19 protein-coding genes are annotated in these 20,554 nt (G+C 65.8%); 6 read left to right on the plus strand and 13 right to left on the minus strand.

Annotation, left to right across the window (positions count from 1 at the left end; genetic code table 11):
- Positions 1-16: 16 nt before the first annotated feature.
- On the minus strand, positions 17-1,282 hold the full coding sequence (gene urtA, locus TV39_RS19700; RefSeq protein WP_043484985.1) for an urea ABC transporter substrate-binding protein: 1,266 nt from the start codon (positions 1,280-1,282) through the stop codon (positions 17-19).
- Between the two features lie 279 nt (positions 1,283-1,561).
- Between urtA and TV39_RS19705 the strand changes: the two genes are divergently transcribed.
- The gene (locus TV39_RS19705; protein WP_043484988.1) at positions 1,562-2,497 is read left to right on the plus strand and encodes a ketopantoate reductase family protein; all 936 of its coding nucleotides are present in this window, start codon (positions 1,562-1,564) and stop codon (positions 2,495-2,497) included.
- A 12-nt stretch (positions 2,498-2,509) separates the two neighbouring features.
- Here TV39_RS19705 and TV39_RS19710 read toward each other — a convergent pair whose 3' ends face one another.
- The 11 genes from TV39_RS19710 to TV39_RS19760 all read right to left on the minus strand — a co-directional run bounded on the left by TV39_RS19710 (position 2,510) and on the right by TV39_RS19760 (position 14,101).
- Positions 2,510-3,343, minus strand: coding sequence for an alpha/beta fold hydrolase (locus TV39_RS19710; RefSeq protein ID WP_043484991.1), 834 nt, complete (start codon positions 3,341-3,343; stop codon positions 2,510-2,512).
- Positions 3,344-3,451: 108 nt separating this feature from the next.
- Positions 3,452-3,874, minus strand: a complete 423-nt coding sequence (locus tag TV39_RS19715; protein ID WP_043484993.1) for a heat shock protein transcriptional repressor HspR — start codon at positions 3,872-3,874, stop codon at positions 3,452-3,454.
- A 43-nt stretch (positions 3,875-3,917) separates the two neighbouring features.
- Positions 3,918-4,904, minus strand: a complete 987-nt coding sequence (locus TV39_RS19720; protein WP_043484996.1) for a DnaJ C-terminal domain-containing protein — start codon at positions 4,902-4,904, stop codon at positions 3,918-3,920.
- 94 nt (positions 4,905-4,998) lie between these two features.
- The gene (locus TV39_RS19725; RefSeq protein ID WP_200891061.1) at positions 4,999-5,691 is read right to left on the minus strand and encodes a nucleotide exchange factor GrpE; all 693 of its coding nucleotides are present in this window, start codon (positions 5,689-5,691) and stop codon (positions 4,999-5,001) included.
- Positions 5,692-5,693: 2 nt separating this feature from the next.
- Positions 5,694-7,559 carry a molecular chaperone DnaK gene (gene dnaK / locus TV39_RS19730; protein WP_043484998.1) on the minus strand — a complete coding sequence of 622 codons (1,866 nt, stop codon included), beginning with the start codon at positions 7,557-7,559 and terminating at the stop codon, positions 5,694-5,696.
- Between the two features lie 274 nt (positions 7,560-7,833).
- A complete protein-coding gene (locus tag TV39_RS19735) occupies positions 7,834-8,268 on the minus strand; it encodes a hypothetical protein (protein WP_200891062.1) in 435 nt (144 codons plus the stop codon).
- Between the two features lie 84 nt (positions 8,269-8,352).
- A complete protein-coding gene (gene arfA / locus TV39_RS19740; protein ID WP_043485000.1) occupies positions 8,353-9,888 on the minus strand; it encodes an arabinosylfuranosidase ArfA in 1,536 nt (511 codons plus the stop codon).
- 60 nt (positions 9,889-9,948) lie between these two features.
- On the minus strand, positions 9,949-10,848 hold the full coding sequence (locus TV39_RS19745) for a carbohydrate ABC transporter permease (RefSeq protein ID WP_043485002.1): 900 nt from the start codon (positions 10,846-10,848) through the stop codon (positions 9,949-9,951).
- 2 nt (positions 10,849-10,850) lie between these two features.
- Complete coding sequence (locus TV39_RS19750) at positions 10,851-11,759, minus strand: carbohydrate ABC transporter permease (protein ID WP_043485004.1); 909 nt, start codon at positions 11,757-11,759, stop codon at positions 10,851-10,853.
- A gap of 79 nt (positions 11,760-11,838) precedes the next feature.
- A complete protein-coding gene (locus TV39_RS19755) occupies positions 11,839-13,107 on the minus strand; it encodes an extracellular solute-binding protein (protein WP_235347460.1) in 1,269 nt (422 codons plus the stop codon).
- A 250-nt stretch (positions 13,108-13,357) separates the two neighbouring features.
- Positions 13,358-14,101 (minus strand): TetR/AcrR family transcriptional regulator, encoded by a 744-nt coding sequence (locus TV39_RS19760; RefSeq protein ID WP_043485005.1) that lies wholly within the window; start codon positions 14,099-14,101, stop codon positions 13,358-13,360.
- 158 nt (positions 14,102-14,259) lie between these two features.
- On the opposite strand from TV39_RS19760, the gene TV39_RS19765 reads away from it, so the two are divergent.
- Positions 14,260-15,189 (plus strand): NAD-dependent epimerase/dehydratase family protein, encoded by a 930-nt coding sequence (locus tag TV39_RS19765; RefSeq protein WP_043485007.1) that lies wholly within the window; start codon positions 14,260-14,262, stop codon positions 15,187-15,189.
- Positions 15,190-15,202: 13 nt separating this feature from the next.
- On the opposite strand, the gene TV39_RS19770 is transcribed toward TV39_RS19765, so the two are convergent.
- Positions 15,203-17,419: an MMPL family transporter gene (locus TV39_RS19770; RefSeq protein ID WP_043485008.1), complete on the minus strand. Its 2,217-nt coding sequence runs from the start codon at positions 17,417-17,419 to the stop codon at positions 15,203-15,205.
- A 221-nt stretch (positions 17,420-17,640) separates the two neighbouring features.
- Here TV39_RS19770 and TV39_RS19775 point away from each other — a divergent pair, with 221 nt between their 5' ends.
- The 4 genes from TV39_RS19775 to TV39_RS19790 all read left to right on the plus strand — a co-directional run bounded on the left by TV39_RS19775 (position 17,641) and on the right by TV39_RS19790 (position 20,520).
- A complete protein-coding gene (locus TV39_RS19775; RefSeq protein WP_043485010.1) occupies positions 17,641-18,159 on the plus strand; it encodes a MarR family winged helix-turn-helix transcriptional regulator in 519 nt (172 codons plus the stop codon).
- A gap of 61 nt (positions 18,160-18,220) precedes the next feature.
- Positions 18,221-19,036 carry a methyltransferase domain-containing protein gene (locus TV39_RS19780; RefSeq protein WP_043485012.1) on the plus strand — a complete coding sequence of 272 codons (816 nt, stop codon included), beginning with the start codon at positions 18,221-18,223 and terminating at the stop codon, positions 19,034-19,036.
- Positions 19,037-19,323: 287 nt separating this feature from the next.
- Positions 19,324-19,887: a dihydrofolate reductase family protein gene (locus tag TV39_RS19785; RefSeq protein WP_043485014.1), complete on the plus strand. Its 564-nt coding sequence runs from the start codon at positions 19,324-19,326 to the stop codon at positions 19,885-19,887.
- A gap of 9 nt (positions 19,888-19,896) precedes the next feature.
- Complete coding sequence (locus TV39_RS19790) at positions 19,897-20,520, plus strand: LysE family transporter (protein ID WP_043485017.1); 624 nt, start codon at positions 19,897-19,899, stop codon at positions 20,518-20,520.
- Positions 20,521-20,554 lie beyond the last annotated feature (34 nt).

A 20,554-nucleotide genomic window follows, 5' to 3' on the forward strand; every position in this document is an offset into this window, starting at 1 on the left:
AGGGTGGTGGAAGCTGCTACTTGGCCAGGTCCTTGGCCCAGTCGTAGCTGGCCAGGAACGGGTCGGGTTCCACCGCCTTGGGTGAAGACCAGACCGTGTCGATCAGGCCCTCGGAGTTGATCTTTCCGATCCGGGGGGTCTTGGTGATGTGGTTGTTCTCGCCGTCCACGGTGACTGTTCCTTCGGGCGCCTCGAACGACACGCCGCCGGCCGCCGCCTGGACCTTGTCCACCTCGAAGGATCCGGCCTTTTCAACCATGGCCTTCCACAGGTACAGCGAGGTGTACGCGGCCTCCATGGGGTCGCTGGTCACACGGTCGGCGCCGAACTTGGCCTTGAACGCGGCCACGAACTTCTTGTTGGCAGGGGTATCAAGCGTCTGGTAGTAGTCCCAGGCCGTGAGCTGGCCCTTGACGTTGTCCAGTCCGACGCCGGGGACTTCCTCTTCGGCGATGGACACCGAGACCACCGGCATGGATTCGGCGGACAGGCCAACGCTCTTGTACTGCCGGAAGAAGGCCACGTTGCTGTCGCCGTTCAGGGTGTTGAAGACGGCGTCGGCTTTGGAATCGCGGACTTTGTTCACGATGGTGGAGAACTCCGTGGACCCCAGCGGGGCGTAATCCTCGCCGAGGACCTTCATCCCGTGTGCTGCCGCGTAGGCCTGGATGATCTTGTTGGCCGTCCGGGGGAAGACGTAGTCACTGCCCACCAGGTAGATGGATTTGGTGCCCTGCTCAGCGAGGTAGTCGAGGGCGGGGATGATCTGCTGGTTGGTCGTGGCCCCGGTGTAGAAGATGTTCTTGGAGGCTTCCAGGCCTTCATACTGCACGGGATAGAACAGCAGGGCGTCGTTGGCTTCGAAGACCGGGAGCATGGCCTTGCGGCTGGAGGAGGTCCAGCCGCCGAAGACCGCAGCCGTGCAGTCCTGCTGGATCAACTTCCCGGCGCGTTCGGCGAATTTCGTTGGTTCGCTGGCACCGTCCTCGCTGACCACCTGAAGCTGTTTGCCCATGACGCCGCCGGCGGCGTTGATTTCCTCGGCCGCCAGGCTCAGGGAATCGAAGACGGTCTTTTCACTGATGGCCATGGTGCCGGAGAGCGAGTTGATGAATCCCACCTTGACGCTGCTGCCGGACGTGTCAACGCAGGAACTGCCGCCGCTGGCGGTGGAATTGGCGGACGCCGGGTCCGAAATCTGGCTGCCGCAGCCGGCCAGGGCGGTCACGATGGCCGCCGCGGCCAGCGGCATCAAAGCGCGCTTAGTTACTGAAACCCTCATGATTACCTGCTTCTCGCTCCGCGCTGCCTCGGGGCAGCGGCTGGTCTCCAGGGCCCTCACGTTGACCCGTGGGGCTCAATCTAGGAGCGAATTGTTTCGCCAGGCATGACGGTTCGTTTCCGCGCTATTTCACAAGAGGCCAGTCCCCCGGTGCGGCGCGGCGGCGACGGTAAGTTCGCTGACAAAATGGCGGAAACTGCGGGTGGCAAAGTTAACCTGAACGAAACTTTTTCGCCGTCATCTTGGGATTCACGGCGACACATATCCCTCAGGAGCAACATGGCCAGTCAGCAGAACGCCGCAAGGATCCTGGTTGTCGGTGCCGGAGCCACCGGCGGATACTTTGGTGCGCGCCTGGCGCAGGGCGGCCGGGACGTGACGTTCCTGGTCCGGGAAGGGCGGGCAGCCACACTGCGCGGGCGCGGGCTCCGGATCACGGGCCTCGGCCGGGAAGACGTCATTGAACCCAGGCTGGTCACCGCGGCGGACCTTGCCGGCCCGTACGACGTGGTGCTGGTTACGGTAAAGGCTTCCGCCCTGCCCCGGGCACTGGCGGATCTCGCACCGGCAGTAGGGCCGGAAACCGTCATCGTGCCATTCCTGAACGGCATGGCCCACCTGGACTCGCTGGTGGCTGCTTTCGGCGCCGGCCGGGTTCTTGGCGGGATCGTCAAGGTGGTCACCACCGTCACGGACGACGGCGACATCCTGCAGATGAATCCGCTGGCCACCCTCACTGTCGGGGAACTGTCCGGCCCGCCGAGCGACCGTGTCCTGCGGGCTGTTGAAACCTTTACCGTGCCCGGGTTCAAGGCTTCGGCCACGGCCGACGCGCTCGCCTCGATGTGGCACAAATGGGTCTTCATCGTCGCGGCAGGGAGCGTGACCTGCCTGATGCGGGGACCCGTGGGCGCCATCGTGGCGGTGCCCGGCGGCACGGACTTCGTGCAGTCGGTGCTGGCGGAAGCCGGCGCCGTCTCGGCGGCTGCCGGCTATCCGGTGCCGGACCATGAAACCGAGGCATCCCTGGCGATGCTGACGCAGCCGGGGTCCACGTTCACGTCGTCCCTGTACCGCGACGTCGTTGCCGGCCTTCCCGGTGAGGCGGAACACCTGCTGGGCGACTTCACCCGGCGTGCACGGGTCCTCGGAGCGGACACCCCGCTGATCGACCTGGCCCTGATGCAGCTCAGGGTCCAGGCCGAAACCAGCTAGCGCCGCTCCGCGCTACTTCTTCAGGAAGGCCAGGAGAGCTTCGTTGACTTCCTGCGCGTGGGTCCAGCACATCCCGTGCGGCGCCCCCTCGATCTCCACGTAGTCCGCGTTGGGCAGTGCATCCTTGAACCGGCGGCCGGCCACGTCAATGGGCAGGATGTTGTCCGCGGTTCCATGGACGATGAGCGCGGGGACATCGATCTTCGGGATATCGGCGCGGAAGTCGGTCAGCCAGGTGGGCTGGGCAGCCACGGAGGCGTGCGCGGAGGATTTGCTGGCGGTGGCCCAGTTGGCCCGCAGCGCTTCTTCGCTGAGGCGGCTGCCCAGGGTGTCGTCGGTGTTGAAGAAGTTTTTGAAGAACTCCGTGAAGAACGCGTAGCGGTCTTCCTTCACTGCACTCAGCAGGCCGTCGAACACGTCCTGGGGAACGCCGTCGGGGTTGTCTTCCGTCTTCAGCAGGAACGGCTCGAGGGAGCCGAGGAACACTGCCTTGGAAACCCGGTCCGAGCCGTAGGTGCTGAGGTAGCGGGCCACCTCGCCGGTGCCCATCGAGAAGCCCACCAGCACGGCATCGGCCAGGTCGAGCTCGGTGAGCAGGGTGTTAAGGTCGGCGGCAAAGGTGTCGTAGTCGTAGCCCTCGGTGGGCTGGCTGGACTTGCCGAAGCCGCGGCGGTCATAGGTGATGACCCGGTAGCCAGCCTCGAGCAGCGCGCTGGTCTGCCGTTCCCACGATGCGCCGTCCAGCGGGTAACCGTGGATGAGGACCACCGGCTGTCCCTGCCCGTGGTCCTCATAGTAGAGCTCAACGGTGGTGCTGTTTTCTTTTCCAACAGAGACAAAGGCCATGAGGCGTTCCTTCCGGGACAGTGAAGACTGGCAGTGAACAGGCGTAACCATCCACTCTGTTCCGGCATCCCTGAGCTGTCAAGAACAACAGCGCGCTCCCGTCCGCGGTCACTCCGTGGGGCGGGGCCGCCACACCACCACGGCCTGGGAGCGGGCGCGGGGCCGCTGGCCGCGGGCCAGGCTCACCACGTCGCCGGCTGCTCCGGCCGCGAAGATCCGCGAATCCAGGGGGCTGCGGCGGCGGCTCAGTTCCTCGGTCAATTCGCTCACCCGGCGCTGCAGGGCGGCCACCTGGTTTTCCAGCTGGAGGATCCGTTTGATGCCCTCCAGCGATACCCCTTCGTGCGAGAGCCGCTGCACCTCCCGGAGCACGTTGACGTCCCGCTGGGAGTAGCGCCGGGATTTGCCGGGCGCACGGCTGGGAGAGACGATGCCCAGGCGGTCATACTGGCGCAGCGTCTGGGGGTGCATATCCGCGAGCTCGGCCGCCACCGAGATCACGAAGATCGGCTGATCGAAATCAATGTCCACGCCCGGCTCCTCCCGCTAGTCCCAGTACGTACACGCGCGTTTCCTAGAGCCGCGCCTTGGCTGCAAGTCCGGCCCGCACGTCCTGGCCGCCGGTGGCCTCGGCGAACGCCTTGACGGCTTCCTCCGCTTCCTTTGTCAGCTTCTGCGGAACCACGACGTCGATGGTCACCAGCAGGTCGCCGGTGGCCTTCGCGTGCTTGACGCCACGGCCCTTGACACGCAGCGTCCGTCCCGACGGCGTCCCCGCGGGGACACGGACCTTGACCTTCTCACCGTCGATCGTGGGCACTTCAATGTCAGCGCCCAGGGCAGCTTCCGGAAAGGTGACCGGAACGTGGATGCGGAGATTGTCGCCGTCGCGCGTGTAGAAATCATGGCCTTTGACGTTGACCGTGACCATCAGGTCGCCGTTGCCGGCGGGGCCGTACTGGCCCTTGCCGCGGACGCGGACCTTCTGGCCGTCCTTGATCCCGGCCGGGACACGGACGTCGATCACGTCTCCGTCCGGCTCGCGCAGGCCGATGGTGGTGCCGCGGATGGAACCGGCGAACGAGATGGTGGTGGTGGCAGTACGGTCGGCGCCCTTCTGCGGGGCGCGCTGGAATCCGGCTCCGGAACCGGGTCCGCCGAACTGGCCGCCGAAGAGGTCAGCGAACTCCGGCGGGATGCCGCCCGAGGTGCTGTAGCCCCCGGAGTGGCGTCCGCCGCCGCCGGTGAAGAGGCCGCCGAAGAGGTCTTCGAATCCGGCCCCGCCGGCCGCGCCGCCCGCGCCGCCGGGAGCAAACCGAGCGCCGCCGCCCATGGCACGGATGGCGTCATACTGCTGCCGCTCATCCGGATCAGAGAGCACGGAGTACGCCTCGGAGATGTCCTTGAACTTTTTCTCCGAAGCCACGTCCCCCGCATTGGTGTCCGGGTGGTGCTGCCGCGCAAGCTTCCGGTAAGCCTTCTTGATATCGGCGTCGGAAGCGTCCTTGGCGACTCCAAGGATCTTGTAGAAGTCCTTGTCGACCCAGTCCTGGCTAGCCAATGGCGTTTCCTTTCAAATCTTTGTGCCGAGATGGCAGTTCGCGGCAATGTTCTTGCGAATCACTGCTGCGAACTGCCATCTCGATGGGGTAATGCTAAGCCGGAACTGCGACGATAACCTGTGCTGCCCGGAGGACCCGCTCGCCGGCCTTGTAGCCGGAGCGCAGGACCTGGCTGACGGTGTCGATTTCGACGTCCTGGCCGGGCTGCTGGATGAGGGCCTCGTGGATGGTCGGATCGAACTCCACGCCGGTCTCATCGATGCGCACCAGGCCGTAGGTCTTCAGCGCGTTCTCCAGTTTGGCGGCAATCGCGGCGAACGGGCCGTCGGCCAGGTCGCCGTGCTGCCTGGCGGCGTCGACGTCGTCCAGTACCGGAAGCAGCGAGTTCAGGACGCCGACGACGGCCATCTCCCCTGCCACGGCACGGTCGCGTTCCACGCGCTTGCGGTAGTTGACGTATTCAGCCTGCAGGCGGCGGAGATCGTTCCTGAGTTCCTCCGCCTCCTCCGCGCCTACACCCTGGGCCACCGATTCCTCGGCCGGAACCTCAACGCTGTTGAGGATGTCCTCGGCCTGGGACAGTGCGTCCCCGGCGCCGGAGTGCCCGGCGCCAGCGGGTTCCTGGTCAGGGTGGCGGGCCTGGCCGGTCTTCGGATCAACCTTGCGGTTGTCGTGGATCACCGGCTTCTGCGGCTCGTTCTCCTGACGCTCGTTCTCCCGGCTGTCGCGCGCGTGTTGCTGGCCTGCGGAAGAGTCGTGTTCTTCCTCGTTACCGTGATGCGGCATGATTACTTCTTCTCGTCTTCGTCAACGATCTCGGCGTCGACGATGTCTTCATCAGCCTTGGCGTCGCCGGCGGGTGCGCCTTCTGCCCCTGCGGCACCCGTTGCACCGTCCGGCGAACCGGCCTGTGCGTAGATGGCCTCGCCGAGCTTGCTCTGGGAAGCCTGCAGCTTCTCAAAGGCGGTCTTCACCGCAGCGTCGTCGGTGCCTTCGAGGGCCTTCTTGAGGTCGTCGACGTCGGCCTTGACCTCGGTCTTGACCTCTTCGGGCAGCTTGTCGGCGTTGTCGGCGATCAGCTTGTCCACGGAGTAGGCGAGCTGCTCGGCCGTGTTGCGGGTGTCGGTTGCCTCGCGGCGGGCCTTGTCCTCGGCTGCGTGCTCCTCGGCGTCCTTGACCATGCGGTCAATGTCTTCCTTGGAGAGCGCGGTGCCGCCAGTGATGGTCATGGACTGTTCCTTGCCGGTGCCCTTGTCCTTCGCCGAGACGTGCACGATGCCGTTGGCGTCGATGTCGAAGGTGACCTCGACCTGCGGAACGCCGCGCGGAGCCGGAGCGATGCCGGTCAGCTCGAACGTGCCCAGCGGCTTGTTGTCCCGGGTGAACTCGCGCTCGCCCTGGAAGACCTGGATGGCCACGGACGGCTGGTTGTCGTCAGCCGTGGTGAAGGTCTCTGAACGCTTGGTGGGGATGGCCGTGTTGCGCTCGATCAGGTGCGTCATGACACCGCCCTTGGTTTCGATGCCGAGGGACAGCGGGGTGACGTCGATCAGCAGCACGTCCTTGCGCTCGCCCTTCAGGACACCTGCCTGCAGTGCGGCGCCGACGGCGACGACCTCATCCGGATTGACGCCCTTGTTGGGCTCCTTGCCGCCGGCGAGTTCCTTGACGAGCTCGTACACGGCGGGCATGCGGGTGGAACCGCCCACGAGAACGATGTGGTCGATCTCAGAGAGCTTGATGCCGGCTTCCTTGATGACGTCCTGGAACGGCTTCTTGGTGCGGTCCAGGAGGTCCTTGGTGAGGTCCTGGAACTTGGCGCGGGTGAGCTGCTCGTCCAGGTGGACCGGGCCGTCGGGGGTGACGGAGAGGTACTGGAGGGAGACGTTGGTGCTGGTGGAGGAGGAGAGTTCCTTCTTGGCCTGCTCGGCAGCTTCCCGGAGGCGCTGCAGGGCGATCTTGTCCTTGGAGAGGTCGATGCCCTTGACCTTGAGCTGGTTCAGCAGGTAGTCCACGACGCGCTGGTCCCAGTCATCACCGCCGAGGTGGTTGTCACCGGCGGTGGAGCGGACCTGGATGGTGGAGAAGTTGTCTTCGTCCTTGCCCACTTCCAGCAGGGAGACGTCGAACGTTCCGCCACCGAGGTCGAAGACCAGGATGAGTTCGTCTTCCTTGCCCTTGTCCAGGCCGTAAGCCAGGGCAGCGGCGGTGGGCTCGTTGACAATGCGGAGGACGTTCAGGCCTGCGATTTCGCCGGCTTCCTTGGTTGCCTGGCGCTGGGCGTCGTTGAAGTACGCGGGAACGGTGACGACGGCGTCGGTGACCTTTTCGCCCAGGTAGGACTCGGCGTCGTTCTTCAGCTTCATCAGGATACGGGCGGAGATTTCCTGCGCGGTGTACTTCTTATCGTCAATGCCGACGGTCCAGTCGGTGCCCATGTGGCGCTTGACGGAGGCGATGGTGCGGTCGATGTTGTTGACGGCCTGGCGCTTGGCGATCTCGCCGACCAGGACTTCGCCGGACTTGGAGAACGCAACGACGGACGGCGTGGTGCGGCCACCCTCGGCGTTGGCAATAACGGTGGGCTCGCCACCTTCGAGAACGGAGACGACGGAGTTGGTGGTTCCGAGGTCGATACCTACTGCACGTGACATGTGTTGCTTCCTTCTTTCCTTGGAAACGCTGGTCGAGATTCAGGCACGCCCACTGATTGAGCGATCTACACTCAACTCTACTCAGGGGAGGAATTAAGTCAATCCAAAGTTGAGTCAACTGCGCTCAACTAGCGGAACGCCGGTGTAATTTGGGCGCGCCAAGTACGCGCAGAGACTCAAAAACGGCGATTTTCCGCCACACACGCCGACCCCTGGCGGCGGTTTCGCTGTGCGTGAAACCGCGGCCAGGGGTGGGTCAGGAGCCGGTTAGCGGTCAGGGAACGTCGCCGGACTCCTCTGCAGTAGCCGCCCGCCCGGCGGTATCCGCCCGCCCGGCGGTATCCGGCCGCCCGGCAGTACCGGCGGTCGGCCCGGCAGTACCGGCTTTGCCGTAGTCGCCGTCCGGGTACTCGGATTCCTCGAGTGTCACCAGGTTCTCGCCCGCCGTGCCGGCCTTGCCGTAATCGCCGGCTTCGTATTCGCCTTCGACGGCGCCGGCAGGTTCCTCGACCTCCCCGGCGGTTCCGTAATCGCCTTCGGGATATTCGCCGTCGCCGACTGCCGCTTGGTCGTCGTGCGCAATTCCCGCCTTGCCGTAGTCGCCGTCGACATACTGGCCGCTGTCACCTTCGACTGCCGGCGCGGGTTCGGTGCGCTGCTTTTCCGCTTCGTCTTCGCTGTTCTGCGACATTTCGCTGTTCTCTGACACTGACGGTTCCCTCCTGGAAGCATCGGGCGCCCGGACGGGCGCAGGGGCAGTCTATCCATCCGCCCGGCGCTTCAACAGGGGTGGTCAGTTGCGCACGACCTCCAGTTCGATGGCCGCCCAGGACAGGGCAGGCAGGCTCGCGCGGACTTCGCCGCCGGCCGCCTTGACCCCCTCGAGCGGAGTCAGGCCGACGGCGCCTGGGTTGTCCTGCGTGTTGGTGATGAACCGGTCCGCGCCGTCGGGTATCCGCAGCACGTCCGCCCGGACCACCTGCCGGGCATCGAAGCCGCGGAGGACCACTTCGATGTCGGCGGCTTCCTCCAGCCCGCGGTTGGCGAGGAACAAGGCGATGCGCCCGGTTTCCTCGTTCCAGGTGGCGCTGACGTCCACCAGGTCGGCGTCGCCGAATTTTGCGTTACTGTACTTGTCCGAGTCCACGGCGAGCCGGAGGATCTGCCCGTGCGCCAGCTCGGCCATGCGGGCGAAGGGATGGAAGATGGTCTGCTTCCATGCCGGACCGTTTTCCTCGCTGAGGATGGGGGCGATCACGTTGACCAGCTGCGCCTGGTTGGCGATCTTGACGCGGTCACCGTGGCGGAGGAGGGAGTTCAGGAAGGTCCCGACGACGACGGCGTCCGTCACGTTGTACTTGTCCTCGATGACGCGAGGGTGCTCCCGCCAGCCGTGCTTGCCCACCTGCTCGGGGCTGTCGGCGTCGCCGGGCCGGGTGTACCAGACGTTCCATTCGTCGAAGGAGAGGTTGATGTGCTTCCTGTGCTTGCCCTTGGCCCGGACGGCGTCCGCGGTAGCGATGACTGATTCGATGAAGTAGTCCATGTCCACGGCGCTGGCCAGGAAACTGCCGGCGTCGCCGTCGTGCTCCTGGTAGTAGGCGTGCAGCGAGACGTAGTCCACCTGCTCGTAGGTGTGGGTCAGGACGGTCTGCTCCCAGGCGCCGAACGTGGGCATGCCCGAGTTGGAGCTGCCGCAAGCCACCAGTTCGATGTCCGGGTCCACGAAGCGCATGGCCTTGGCGGCCTCCTGCGCCAGCCGGCCGTATTCCTCGGCCGTCTTGTGCCCGATCTGCCACGGTCCGTCCATCTCGTTGCCCAGGCACCACAGCTTGATGTTGAACGGATCCTCGTGTCCGTTCTTGCGGCGCAGGTCGGAGAGCCGGGTGCCGGACGGAATGTTGGCGTACTCCACCAGCTCACGGGCGGCATCGACGCCGCGGGTGCCCAGGTTGACGGCTTCCATGACCTCCACCCCGGCCTCCCTGGACCAGTCCACGAATTCGTGCAGGCCGAAGGCGTTCGTTTCCAGGGTGTGCCAGGCGCCGTCGAGCCGGCGCGGCCGCTCCGCCACGGGCCCGACGCCGTCCTCCCAGTTGTAGCCGGAGACGAAGTTGCCGCCGGGATAGCGGACCACGGTGGCGCCGAGCTCCTTGACGAGGTCCATGACGTCGCGGCGGAAGCCGCGCTCGTCCGCCCGGGGATGGCCCGGTTCGTAAATGCCGGTGTAGACGCAGCGGCCCATGTGCTCAACAAAGGATCCGAAAATCCGGCGGGGAACCTCGGCTACGGTGAAGTCGCGGTCAATGGTGATGCGTGCGCGGGACATTTATTCTCCAGTCCTGGTGGTTTGGCGGGTGGTGAAGCGGGCGGGGAAGAGTGGCGGTAACTAGGTGCCGGCGAGGCCGGTGGTGGCCACGCCCCTGATGATCTGGCGTTGGAAGAACAGGAACACCACAATCAGGGGAAGCGCGGCAAGCAACGCAGAGGCCATGTTCTGGGCGTACTGGATCCCGTAGGCGCTCTTGATGGTCTGCAGGCCCACCGGCAGGGTGAGCAGCGAGCTCTCGTTGGTGGCAATGAACGGCCAGAGGAAGTTGTTCCAGGCACCGATGAACACGAAGATGGCCACGGCGGCCAGGATGGGCCTGGACAGCGGCAGCACGATCGTGGTGAAGATCCGCAGTCTTCCGGCGCCGTCCATCAGTGCCGCCTCCTCGAGTTCCCGCGGGATCTGGTCGAAGAACTTCTTGAGCACGAACACCATGGGCGAGTGGATCACCTGCGGCAGGATCAGCGCCCAGTACGTGTCGATCAGGTTCAGCGACTGCATCTGCTGGAACAACGGGATGATGAGGACCGGCGGCGGAATGATGATGGAGGCCACGATCACGCCCATCAGCATCCTCTTGCCGCGGAAATCGATCCGCGAAATGGCGTAGGCCACGGACGCGGAAATCACCAGCGTGATGGCGGTGATCGCCGCGGACGTGAAGAGCGAGTTGAGCGTCCAGGTGGGGATGTTGCCGCTCTGCAGAACTTTGGCAAAGGCATCGAGGGTAAAGCCCGACGCCGGTATCCAGCTGATGGGGGTGGACGCGGCATCCGTTTCACTCTTCAGCGCGGTGACCGTGGCCCAGGCAAAGGGCACGAGCCACGCCACGGCAAGGACGGACACGACGACGGTGGCCAGGATGCGGGACAGCGGCGCCTTCGGGGGCCGGTTTGGTGCCGCTTCGGTGGAACCTTTGGGCTGGAGTGCGGGCCTGGAAAGTGTGGGGGTAGCCATGGCTAGGCGCTCCTTTTCCGTGTGATGAAGGCCTGGGCCAGCGCGATGACCAGGATCAGGCCGAAGAAGATGTAGGAAATGGCTGCCGAATAACCCAGCCGGTAGCCTGTGAATCCGGCCTCGAAGACGTACTGGACGATGGACCGGGTCGCCCCGCCCGGGCCGCCCTCGGTCATCTGGTAGATCTGGTCAAAGACCTTCAGGGACGCGAGGATTTGCAGGATCACGATCATCACCGTGGTGGGGCCCAGCTGGGGAAGGCTAATGGAGAAGAACTGGCGCCATCCGCCGGCGCCGTCCAGCGAGGCCGCTTCGTAGTGCTGCTGCGGGATGTTCTGCAGCGCGGCCAGGTACAGCAGGAAGTTGAAGCCCACGGTCCACCACACCGTCGCAATCACGATGGCCCACATCGCCACGGCGGGATCGTTCAGCCACGCCACCGGCGGAATGCCCAGCTTGGCGAGCAGGTCATTGAACAGGCCAAGCTCCGGGTTGTACATCCAGGCGAAGAACAGCGACACCACCGTGGAGGCGAGCAGGAACGGGGAGAAAAAAGAGAGCCGCCACAGCCACTGCGCGGGAAGGCCCATGTTGACGATTGCTGCCAGCGCCAGGGCGATGACCACCAGCGGCACCGTACTGATCAGCGTGAAGTACAGCGTGTTCCCCAGCGAGCGCCACATGTCCGAGTCGCCGAACGCCTCGGCGTAGTTGGCCAGGCCGATGAACCCGCCGTTGGCGCCGGTGAGGGACTTTCCGGTGAGGCTCATGACGGCTCCGGAAACCATGGGCCAGACCAGGAACATCAGGAAGAAAGCCAGGAACGGGGCGGAGAAGGCCCAGCCGTGGATATTGTCACGCCTGGAACGCCGGGATCTCGCGGCGGGCGCTGTGGTGCGGGCGGTGCTCATGGGGACTCCTTTGTCACAAGCGGATTGATGCTCACGTCGATTCTCAAGCGGGGTTCGGCGGCCTTGCCGCGCCTGGTGCTCACACCGGGTTCGGCATGGCGAGGACTGTATTGATGCGCTTCATGAAGGCATCCCAGCCGTCGGCGGCCTTGTCCCGTCCAAGGAACACGTTCTGGACGTTCTCGGCGAAATAGCCCTGGAAGTCGGACCCCGAACCGGTGAACCAGGCCTGGGGGTCGTAGTTGATGATGTCCGCCGCGTGCGCATAATCTGCCTGCGGGGTCAGCGCCGCGTACTCCTTGGACTTCACCACCGGCTGATAGGCCGGAATATGGCCGGCCTCCGCCCAGCTCAAGGAGCCTTTCAGCATGGAGGCGACGAACTGGTAGACGCCGCGGCGCTTGGATTCGTCCAGCGAAGCCTGGTGCGGCAGCACGAACGAGTGCGAGTCGGCGAAGGCCGCGGGCGTCCCGAAGAGGGTGGGGATGGTGCTGGCACCGAGCGGAACACCGGCCGTTTTCATGGTGGGCAACTCCCACACGCCGGTGAAAAGCAGCCCCGAACCCTGGCTGGCGAACTCCGCGATGGCCGTTCCGCCGTCGCCGCTTTTCGTTGAAATGGTGTTGTCCAGCAGGGACGTGATGAACTCCAGGCAGTCGATGGCCACATCCCGCTCCACCTGCGCGGGCGTCCCTGGATTCAGGACGAAGTCCGCACCGTGCTGGCGGTAGAACGTATAGAACAGGCGCCACATCTGCGCGCCGTCGCCCAGGTAACCGTAGGAGAGCCCGTGCTTGCCGGTCACCCGCTGCAGTTCGCGGCTCACCTCGAGGAATTGCGACGGCGATGAGATCTCCGCCAGCCGGCCATCGTTCCCCAGCACCCCGGCCTTGTCCGCCACGTCGGTGTTGTAGAGCATCACGAACGGGTGCGAGTCCAGCGCCAGCGAAAATACCTGGCCGTTGAACTGGCTCTTCTCCCAGATTCGCGGGGCGAAGTCCTCCGGACGGACCCCGAACTCCGCCAGCAGGTCCAGGTCCCAGGCATCCAGCAGTCCGCCGGGTGCATAGCCGGGCACCCTGGCCGCATGCATCACGGCCACCTCCGGCGGACGGCCGCCGGCGGAGGCCATGGCGAGCTTGGTGTAATACGGCGCACCCCAGGCGAGCACGGTGGGTTTGATCCTGAAGTCGGGGTGGTCCGTGTTGACCTTGTCGATCATGGCCATCATCTTGATGCCGTCTCCGCCGGAGAGAAGGTGCCAGAAGCGGATGTCGTTCCCCGCCGCCTGGGCCGCGCCTCCGCACCCTGTCAGGCTCGCTCCGAGCGAAAGGCTGCCTGCGAGCACACCGCCCCCCGAGCAGCAATTGCCTGCGGGTCATCTGCATTCGGCGTGTATCAACTTGCTTCACCGTCACTCCTTTGGACGTAGCCGTTGGAAAAAATCACCGGCCGTCCGGCTCCTGCGGTCCCGTTGGACCGGGCCAGGCGGCTGCGGGCTGAGACACACTTTATATCGTTGTAAATTGAGATACAAGGAAAATTTGTTAGCGCTCACAAAATGGTAGGCGGCACTCTGCCGTCCGCGGCCGCGCCCGCTATTCGAGACCGGCGATGCCGGCCAGCACCTGCAGGTGATGCTCGAACAGCACGTCCTTCGCAGCGAACGTGTTTTCGCCGTACTGGCCGAATACCTCGAAGCTGATGGCCCCGAAAAGCGACGTCCACACCAGCGCTCCCCGCGCCAGTATCCCGTCCGGAAGCCCGAGCCCCAGCTCCTCCCGGATCGACGTCAAGTCGCGGGCCAGGGGCGGAGGGATCACAGCCGGGGGCCCGGCGGCCACGGACGCGGGTTCCACCCGCACCGCGCCGGCCCGCCAGGCGGCGTCGAAGATGGCCATCAGGCTGTAGATCACCCGGGTCCCCGGCCCCGTGGTGCGCTCCGCCGGAGCCCGATACCCGGGCACGGGACTGCCGAAGAGCAGGGCATAGCGGGCGGGCTCGCGGACGGCCCAGCCGCGGACAGCACGCCCCAGCGCATAGAAGCGCCCCGCAAAGTCAGCTTCCGCCACGCGGCCAACGGCGGCGTCCACCTCGTCCCCCAGCTCGCCGTACGCATCGATCAGCAGGAGGGTCAGCAGCTCGTCCCGGTTTTGCACGTACCGGTACACCGCGGAGGACACGACCCCCAGGTCCCTGGCCACGGCCCGAAGAGACAGCGCCGCGGCACCGTGGACAGCCAGGTGCTCCCGGCCCAGCCGGACAATGTCGGCGATGGTTTGCGCCCTGGCGCGCTCGCGCGGTGTGCGGGGCGCCGGGGTGGCGGCATCGGTAGCTGGCATGCCTCCAGCATTCCATTTTTCAGAGCAGTGTCAACAATTGAGAGCACTGCTCTTGACTTTGCCTGACGCGTGGAGCATTCTTAATTTCGAGAGCACTGCTCTCTGATCAATGAGCCCCCAAGCGAGCCAGACTGAAGCTCCCGAGGAAAGAGAATCCAATGCCCGAACTGTATGTGGTGACCGGCGCCGGCCCCGTTGGCTGGACCGTGGCGGAGCAGCTGGCCGGCCAGGGCAAGCGGGTGCGGGTCCTGACCCGTTCCGGCAGTGGCCCGGAGCACGCGCTGATCGACAGATTGCCTGTGGACGTTTCCAACCCCGCACCGCTCGGCAAAGCGTTCGCCGGAGCGTCGGCAGTTTTCCACTGCATCCACGGCTCCGCCTACACTGCGGAGGCCTGGCTGCGGGAACTTCCGGCGGCGGAGGAGGCCGTGTTGGCGGCGGCCGGCGAGGCGGGCGCCGTCGTCGTATTTCCTGAGAGCCTTTACTCCTATAGCCGGCCGGACGCCGTGATGGCGGAGGACAGCCCGCGGGAGGCGCAGGGCGGAAAGCGCGGTGTCCGCACCGCGCTGCTGAAGGCGCGTGCAGCCTCCCCCACGAATACCGTGAGCGTGGTGGCGGGCGATTTCTTCGGCCCGCGGGTGCTGACCGCCCACGCCGGTGAACGCATGGTGCCGGCGGTGCTGGCCGGGAAGAGGATTCTGGTGATCGGCAGCGCGGACCAGCCGCACTCGTTCACCTATGTGCCGGACCTTGCCGCGGCCATGATCCGTACCGCGCAGACGCCGTCGCAGTGGAACCGGGTGTGGCACGCTCCCACCGGCCCGGCCGTCACGCAGCGCCAGCTTGCGGCGGCCTTCGCGGAAGCGGGCGGGGTGCCCGCGCCCGCAATGGGCGCAGTGCCCGGCTGGGCCCTCCGGGCCATGGGATTCTTTTCCGCCGGCACCCGGGAGCTGGCCGAGATGCTCTACCAGTTCGAGCGGCCCTTTGTGATGGATTCGCGGGCAAGCGAGGCCGCCCTGGGGCTGCATCCCACTCCGCTGCCGCACGCCGCAGCGGCAACGGTCGCGTGGTGGCAGGCCCAGGGCTGAGGCCGCAGCGCGCCTACCTGCGCGCGGCACCCTCCAGGTCGGTCTCCAAGCTGCCCTCGTCGCCGCGCGAGCCGGCGAGCGCACGCTCGTCGTCCTCCAGACGCCCCGGCTTGCCGGGCCACCAGATCCGCCGACCGAGGTCATAGGAGAGCGCCGGGACCAGCAGCGAGCGGACCAGCACGGTGTCCAGCAGGACCCCGAAGGCCACAATAAAGGCGAGCTGGACCAGGAACATGATGGGGATGACGCCCAGCGCCGCAAAGGTTGCGGCCAGGACAACTCCTGCCGACGTGATCACGCCGCCCGTCACGCCGAGGCCCCGCAGGATTCCCGGCCTGGTGCCGTGCTTGAGTGACTCCTCCCGCACCCGGCTCATCAGGAAGATGTTGTAGTCCACGCCCAGCGCCACCAGGAAGACGAAGCCGAACAGCGGCACGGTGGCATCAGCGCCCGGGAAGCCGAAGATGTTGTTGAACACCAGCGCGGAGACGCCCATGGCCGCGGCGTAGGACAGAACCACCGATGCCACCAGCAGGACCGGGGCCAGCACCGAGCGCAGCAGCAGCATGAGGATCACCAGGATGACGGCGAGGACCACGGGGATGATGACGATCAGGTCGCGCTGGGCCGTGGTGTTGGTGTCCAGTGCCGTCGCGGTCACGCCGCCCACCAGCGCGCCGTCGTCGATCTTCTTGAGGTCCTCGCGGAGCTTCACCACCACGTTCTCGGCGTCGCCGGAGTCGGCCGCGTAATTCAGGGTTGCGTTGATGAGGACCTTGCCGTCGCGGACGCCGGGCTCAGCGGGGGTGCCGGGGGCTCCCGTGATCGGCACGCTGCCCTCCGCCAGGAGGTAGGCATCGCCGACGCCGTCGGTCGCCTTGGTCTTGTCCAGTACCTCCTGCGCCTTCGCTTCGTCGGCGACAATCACCGCGGGGCTGCCGGAGCCGGCGTCGAAATGGCGCGCCAGGGCATCCTGGCCGTCCACCGCGTTGGAGGCGGTGAGGATGACGTCGGTCTGCGGCACCCCGTTGGCTTTGAGCTGCAGGATGCCTGCCGAGGCCGCAAGGAGCAGCAGCACCGAGGCGACCCAGACGGTCCGGGGCCGGCGGGACACCAGGGAACCGGTGGCGCGCCACAGCCCCTTCTGGCCTTCGAGGCCGGTGACGAACCGGGGTTCACGTTCGGCCTCGGGTACCAACTTGGGACGGAACGGCCAGAAGGCGGCGCGGCCCAGCAAAGCCATCAGGGCCGGGAGCAGCGTGAGGGCCGCAAAGAGCGAACACAGGATGCCGGCTGCGGCCACCGGGCCCAGCGCCTTGTTGGAGTTGAGGTCGGAGAACAGCAGGCACAGCAGGGCGATGATCACCGTTGCGCCGGAGGCCAGGATGGGCTCGAAGGACCCCCTCCAGGCGGTCAGGACGGCGGCGGTGCGGTTGGTGGTGTGGGTCAGTGCCTCGCGGAACCTGGCCACATACAGCAGTGCGTAGTCCGTTGCGGCGCCGATGACCAGGATGGAGAGGATGCCCTGGCTTTGGCCGCTGAGCTGGATCCAGCCGAGCTTGGCCATGCCGAAGACCAGCAGGATGGCCGCGCAGAGCGCGAACACCGAGGTGAAAAGCACTGCGATGGGGAGCAGCAACGAGCGGTAGACAATCAGCAGGATGATGAACACGGCGGCAAGGGCCACGAGCAGCAGGATGCCGTCGATCCCGGCAAAGGCGCTCACCAGGTCCGCGGTCAGCCCCGCAGGACCGGTCACGAACGTCTGCATTCCTTCCGGTGCTGACGCCTTGACCTCGTCGCGGAGCTCCTGGACGATCTCCTTGACCTCGCCCGAGGAGGAAATGGGGACCACAAACTGGACCGCCTCGCCGTCCTTCGACGGGATGGGCCCGATGACCGTGCCGACCGCCTGCAGTTCCTCCAGCGTGGACTTGAGGGCGGCAGCCTCGCCCAGCTGCGCAGGCGTGAAGGCCGAATCGCTCTCGACGACGATGACGGCCGGAATCTCGTCGGAGTCCCTGAATTTTGCCTGCCAGTCCTGCGCCTCCGTGGCTTCAGCGCCGGAGGGAAGGAACGACGCCTGGTCGTTGGATGACACTTCGTCCAGCCTGCCGAAGGTGGGGCCGCCAACACCGGCGACGGCCAGCCAGGTCAGAACGAGCAACACGGGCACCAGCCAGCGGAGCCAGAACGGGACGCGCTCCCGGGAGCGGAGTTTGGGTTTCATGGTTCCTTCTGGAGGTCGCGAACGGAGTAGAATTTATTCCAGCATAGATTATCTCTCTCATAGAGATAAGTGCCAGACTAGCTTGTTTTGGAAATATCCTCTCTAGCCGGAAATTACCGCCCGGCCGGGAAGCAGTGCCGGGCCGGCGGAGCACCGGGCTGAAGTAAGATCCTCAGGACGGCGGACGTGAAGAACAGCCCGGGAAACAGATGGAGGCAGGGATGGCAGACGACGACGCAGTCCGCACTCCCGGCGGTCCCCCGGCGCTCGTGTTGCTGCTTCAGGAGTTCACGCTGGAAGCCAACCGCTATGTGGACACAGCAGGCGGACGGAATGACATGCACCGCACGGACCTGAACGCCCTTGCCGTCATCATGCGGCATGCCGCGAAGGGCACGGTGGTCACACCCGGCGTCCTGCGGAAGGAACTCCATCTCAGCTCCCCCGCCACCACAGCATTGATCGACCGCCTGGACCAGTCCGGCCACGTGATCCGCGAGCGGCTGGGCTCCGACCGCCGGCAGGTCCAGCTCCGCATGACACCCAAGGCCTACCGCGACGGCGGCGCCATGTTCCTTCCGCTGGCCCGCCACATGGGCGCCGCGATGGCTGAATTCACCCCCGCAGAGCTTGAGGTGGCGGCACGCTTCATGGAGTCCATGACCCAGGCGACCATCCGCGCAGCCCAGGAAGCGGCCGGACCGGAAGCGGCCGGGCCGGCAGCGTTGGGGCCGGAATAACCGCCCGATTTCCTCCCTTCGATTGCCGCGCATTTTCCCCCCGGAGCGGTAGCGTTTCCTTATGAGTGCGCAGCAGCCTGAAGACGTGTACACGCACGGACACCACGAGTCCGTGGTCCGCGCCCATGCCTCCCGGACCGCGGAGAATTCCGCCGCGTTCGTGCTTCCTTACCTCGCCCCGGGCACGTCCGTGCTGGATGTGGGCTGCGGGCCGGGCAGCATCACCTGCGACTTCGCCGTCCTCGTGGCACCGGGACACGTCACCGGGCTGGACCGCTCCCCGGATGTCATCGCCCACGCCGCTGCCCTTGCCTCCGAACGCGGGGTGGAGAACGTCGAGTTCGTGGCCGGGAACATCTACGACCTGGACTTCGACGACGAAACGTTCGACGTCGTCCACGCCCACCAAGTGCTCCAGCACCTGACGGATCCCGTGGAAGCCCTGCGCGAAATGCGCCGCGTGGCCAGGCCCGGGGGCATCGTGGCGGTGCGCGACGCCGATTTCCACGGCATGAGCTGGTACCCGGACATCCCGGAACTGGACGAATGGATGGAGCTGTACCAGCGCATTGCGCGCCGCAACGGCGCGGAACCCGACGCCGGGCGCCGGCTGGTCTCCTGGGCGCAAGCGGCCGGGTTTACGGACGTGGCACCCACCAGCAGCAACTGGCTGTACGCCACGGGCCAGCAGCGCCGGTGGCAGGCACGGGTGTGGGGCGAGCGCGTACTCCACTCGGCCTTCGCGGACCAGGCCCTGGAATACGGCTTCGCCAACGCCGCCGACCTCGCCAGGATTTCTGCCGGATGGCACCGCTGGGGTTCCACAGAGGACGGCTGGTTCCTGATTCCCAACGGCGAGGTCATTGCGCGGGCTTAGGTTCGACACGTCCAATTACGGGTGTGGCGTGCTGGACCGCGTAGAGGTTGTCAGTGAAGCGGGCATTTTGGCCAGGACGAAACCGGGTACATGTCTGCCGGGGCTCATCACTACTTTGACCAGTACTCCGGCCACGATGACCTTCCGTGCACCATGACTCACTGGGTGCACTCAATGTTCGGAAAATGTGACTGAGTTGCCGTGTCTGCTCGGAAATCGCCGCACCCATTCCCCGCTGGCCCATCCGTACTTAGGATGCAAGAAGACCACCAGCGAGGAGAATCACCATGCGCACATTGACGGCCGGCCTTTTCTACTCCGTGGACGGAGTAGTTGAAGCCCCCAACCTGTGGCAGTTCGACAGTTTCGACGACGAACTCGGCGCCGGCATGAACGAAATGATGGCCCGGGTGGACACCGGACTCCTGGGCCGGGTGGGTTACGAGCAGTGGGCGGGCTACTGGCCCGGCGCGGCGGCCGACGCCGGGTTTGGCGCATTCATCAATCCGCTGCAGAAGTTCGTGGCCTCCAGGACTCTTTCGGGCGAACTCGAGTGGCAGAATTCCCGGCTTATGGACGCCCCGCTGGAGGAGTTCGTAGCCAATCTCAAGAACACCGACGGCGGCGAGATTGCCGTGTTCGCCAGCATCTCGCTGACCCGGCAACTCCTGTTCGCGGGGCTGCTCGACTCGCTGATGCTCATGGTGCACCCGGTCATTGCCGGAAGTGGGCGGCGGCTGTTCGAGGACGGGGATCCGGTGACGCGGCTGGAGCTGCAGGATTCGCAGCGGACCAGCAAGGGGAACATGATCCTCAGCTACGGCGTCCGCCCCTCAGGCCAACACCCGTAAACTGGATGGGTGCAACCCTCCCTTTGGCTGGCCCTGGCCGGCGCCGGCGTCCTGATCAGTTTCACCCCCGGAGCAGGTGCCATCAACACCATGAGCAACTCGCTGAACTCGGGCTTCCGGCGTTCCATCTGGGGGATCCTGGGGCAGCAGGCGGCGCTGGTGATCCACGTGGTGATCGTGGCACTCGGCGTCGGCGTCCTGGTGGCCAGCTCGCCCGTCGCGTTCAACGTGATCCGTTACGCCGGCGCCGCCTACCTCGTCTACCTAGGCATCCGCCAGTTCCTGCACAAGCCGGACCTGGACCAGGAGAAGGCGGCCGAGCTCCGGAATGAACCGGCCGGGTCCATGTTCCGCCGGGGACTGTGGGTGAACCTGCTGAACCCCAAGGCCGTGGTTTTCTTCCTGGCCTTTATGCCGCAGTTCATCCGGCCGGAGCAGCCGCTGCTGCCCCAGTACCTGGTGCTCACCGCCACGGTTGTGGTGATCGACATTCTGGTCATGTGGTTCTTTTTCGCCGCCGCCGCCAAGTCCTTCCAGCGGTTCACGCACGATGCCCACGGGCAGAGGCTCCTGAACAGGACGTTCGGGGTGCTTTTCGTGGCCGTGGGCGTCATGCTGGCGCTGATCCACTAGGAGCGGGGCCCGCACGCCCAGGGCCGCAAGTGTC

Source organism: Arthrobacter sp. SPG23, from assembly GCF_000876655.1.
Classification (GTDB): Bacteria; Actinomycetota; Actinomycetes; order Actinomycetales; family Micrococcaceae; genus Arthrobacter.

Coding starts and splice junctions, on each gene's coding strand:
- urtA (WP_043484985.1), bottom strand. CDS start 1,282: ATGAGGGTTTCAGTAACTAAGCGCGCTTTGATGCCGCTGGCCGCGGCG.
- TV39_RS19705 (WP_043484988.1), top strand. CDS start 1,562: ATGGCCAGTCAGCAGAACGCCGCAAGGATCCTGGTTGTCGGTGCCGGA.
- TV39_RS19710 (WP_043484991.1), bottom strand. CDS start 3,343: ATGGCCTTTGTCTCTGTTGGAAAAGAAAACAGCACCACCGTTGAGCTC.
- TV39_RS19725 (WP_200891061.1), bottom strand. CDS start 5,691: ATGCCGCATCACGGTAACGAGGAAGAACACGACTCTTCCGCAGGCCAG.
- dnaK (WP_043484998.1), bottom strand. CDS start 7,559: ATGTCACGTGCAGTAGGTATCGACCTCGGAACCACCAACTCCGTCGTC.
- arfA (WP_043485000.1), bottom strand. CDS start 9,888: ATGTCCCGCGCACGCATCACCATTGACCGCGACTTCACCGTAGCCGAG.
- TV39_RS19745 (WP_043485002.1), bottom strand. CDS start 10,848: ATGGCTACCCCCACACTTTCCAGGCCCGCACTCCAGCCCAAAGGTTCC.
- TV39_RS19750 (WP_043485004.1), bottom strand. CDS start 11,759: ATGAGCACCGCCCGCACCACAGCGCCCGCCGCGAGATCCCGGCGTTCC.
- TV39_RS19760 (WP_043485005.1), bottom strand. CDS start 14,101: ATGCCAGCTACCGATGCCGCCACCCCGGCGCCCCGCACACCGCGCGAG.
- TV39_RS19765 (WP_043485007.1), top strand. CDS start 14,260: ATGCCCGAACTGTATGTGGTGACCGGCGCCGGCCCCGTTGGCTGGACC.
- TV39_RS19770 (WP_043485008.1), bottom strand. CDS start 17,419: ATGAAACCCAAACTCCGCTCCCGGGAGCGCGTCCCGTTCTGGCTCCGC.
- TV39_RS19775 (WP_043485010.1), top strand. CDS start 17,641: ATGGCAGACGACGACGCAGTCCGCACTCCCGGCGGTCCCCCGGCGCTC.
- TV39_RS19780 (WP_043485012.1), top strand. CDS start 18,221: ATGAGTGCGCAGCAGCCTGAAGACGTGTACACGCACGGACACCACGAG.
- TV39_RS19785 (WP_043485014.1), top strand. CDS start 19,324: ATGCGCACATTGACGGCCGGCCTTTTCTACTCCGTGGACGGAGTAGTT.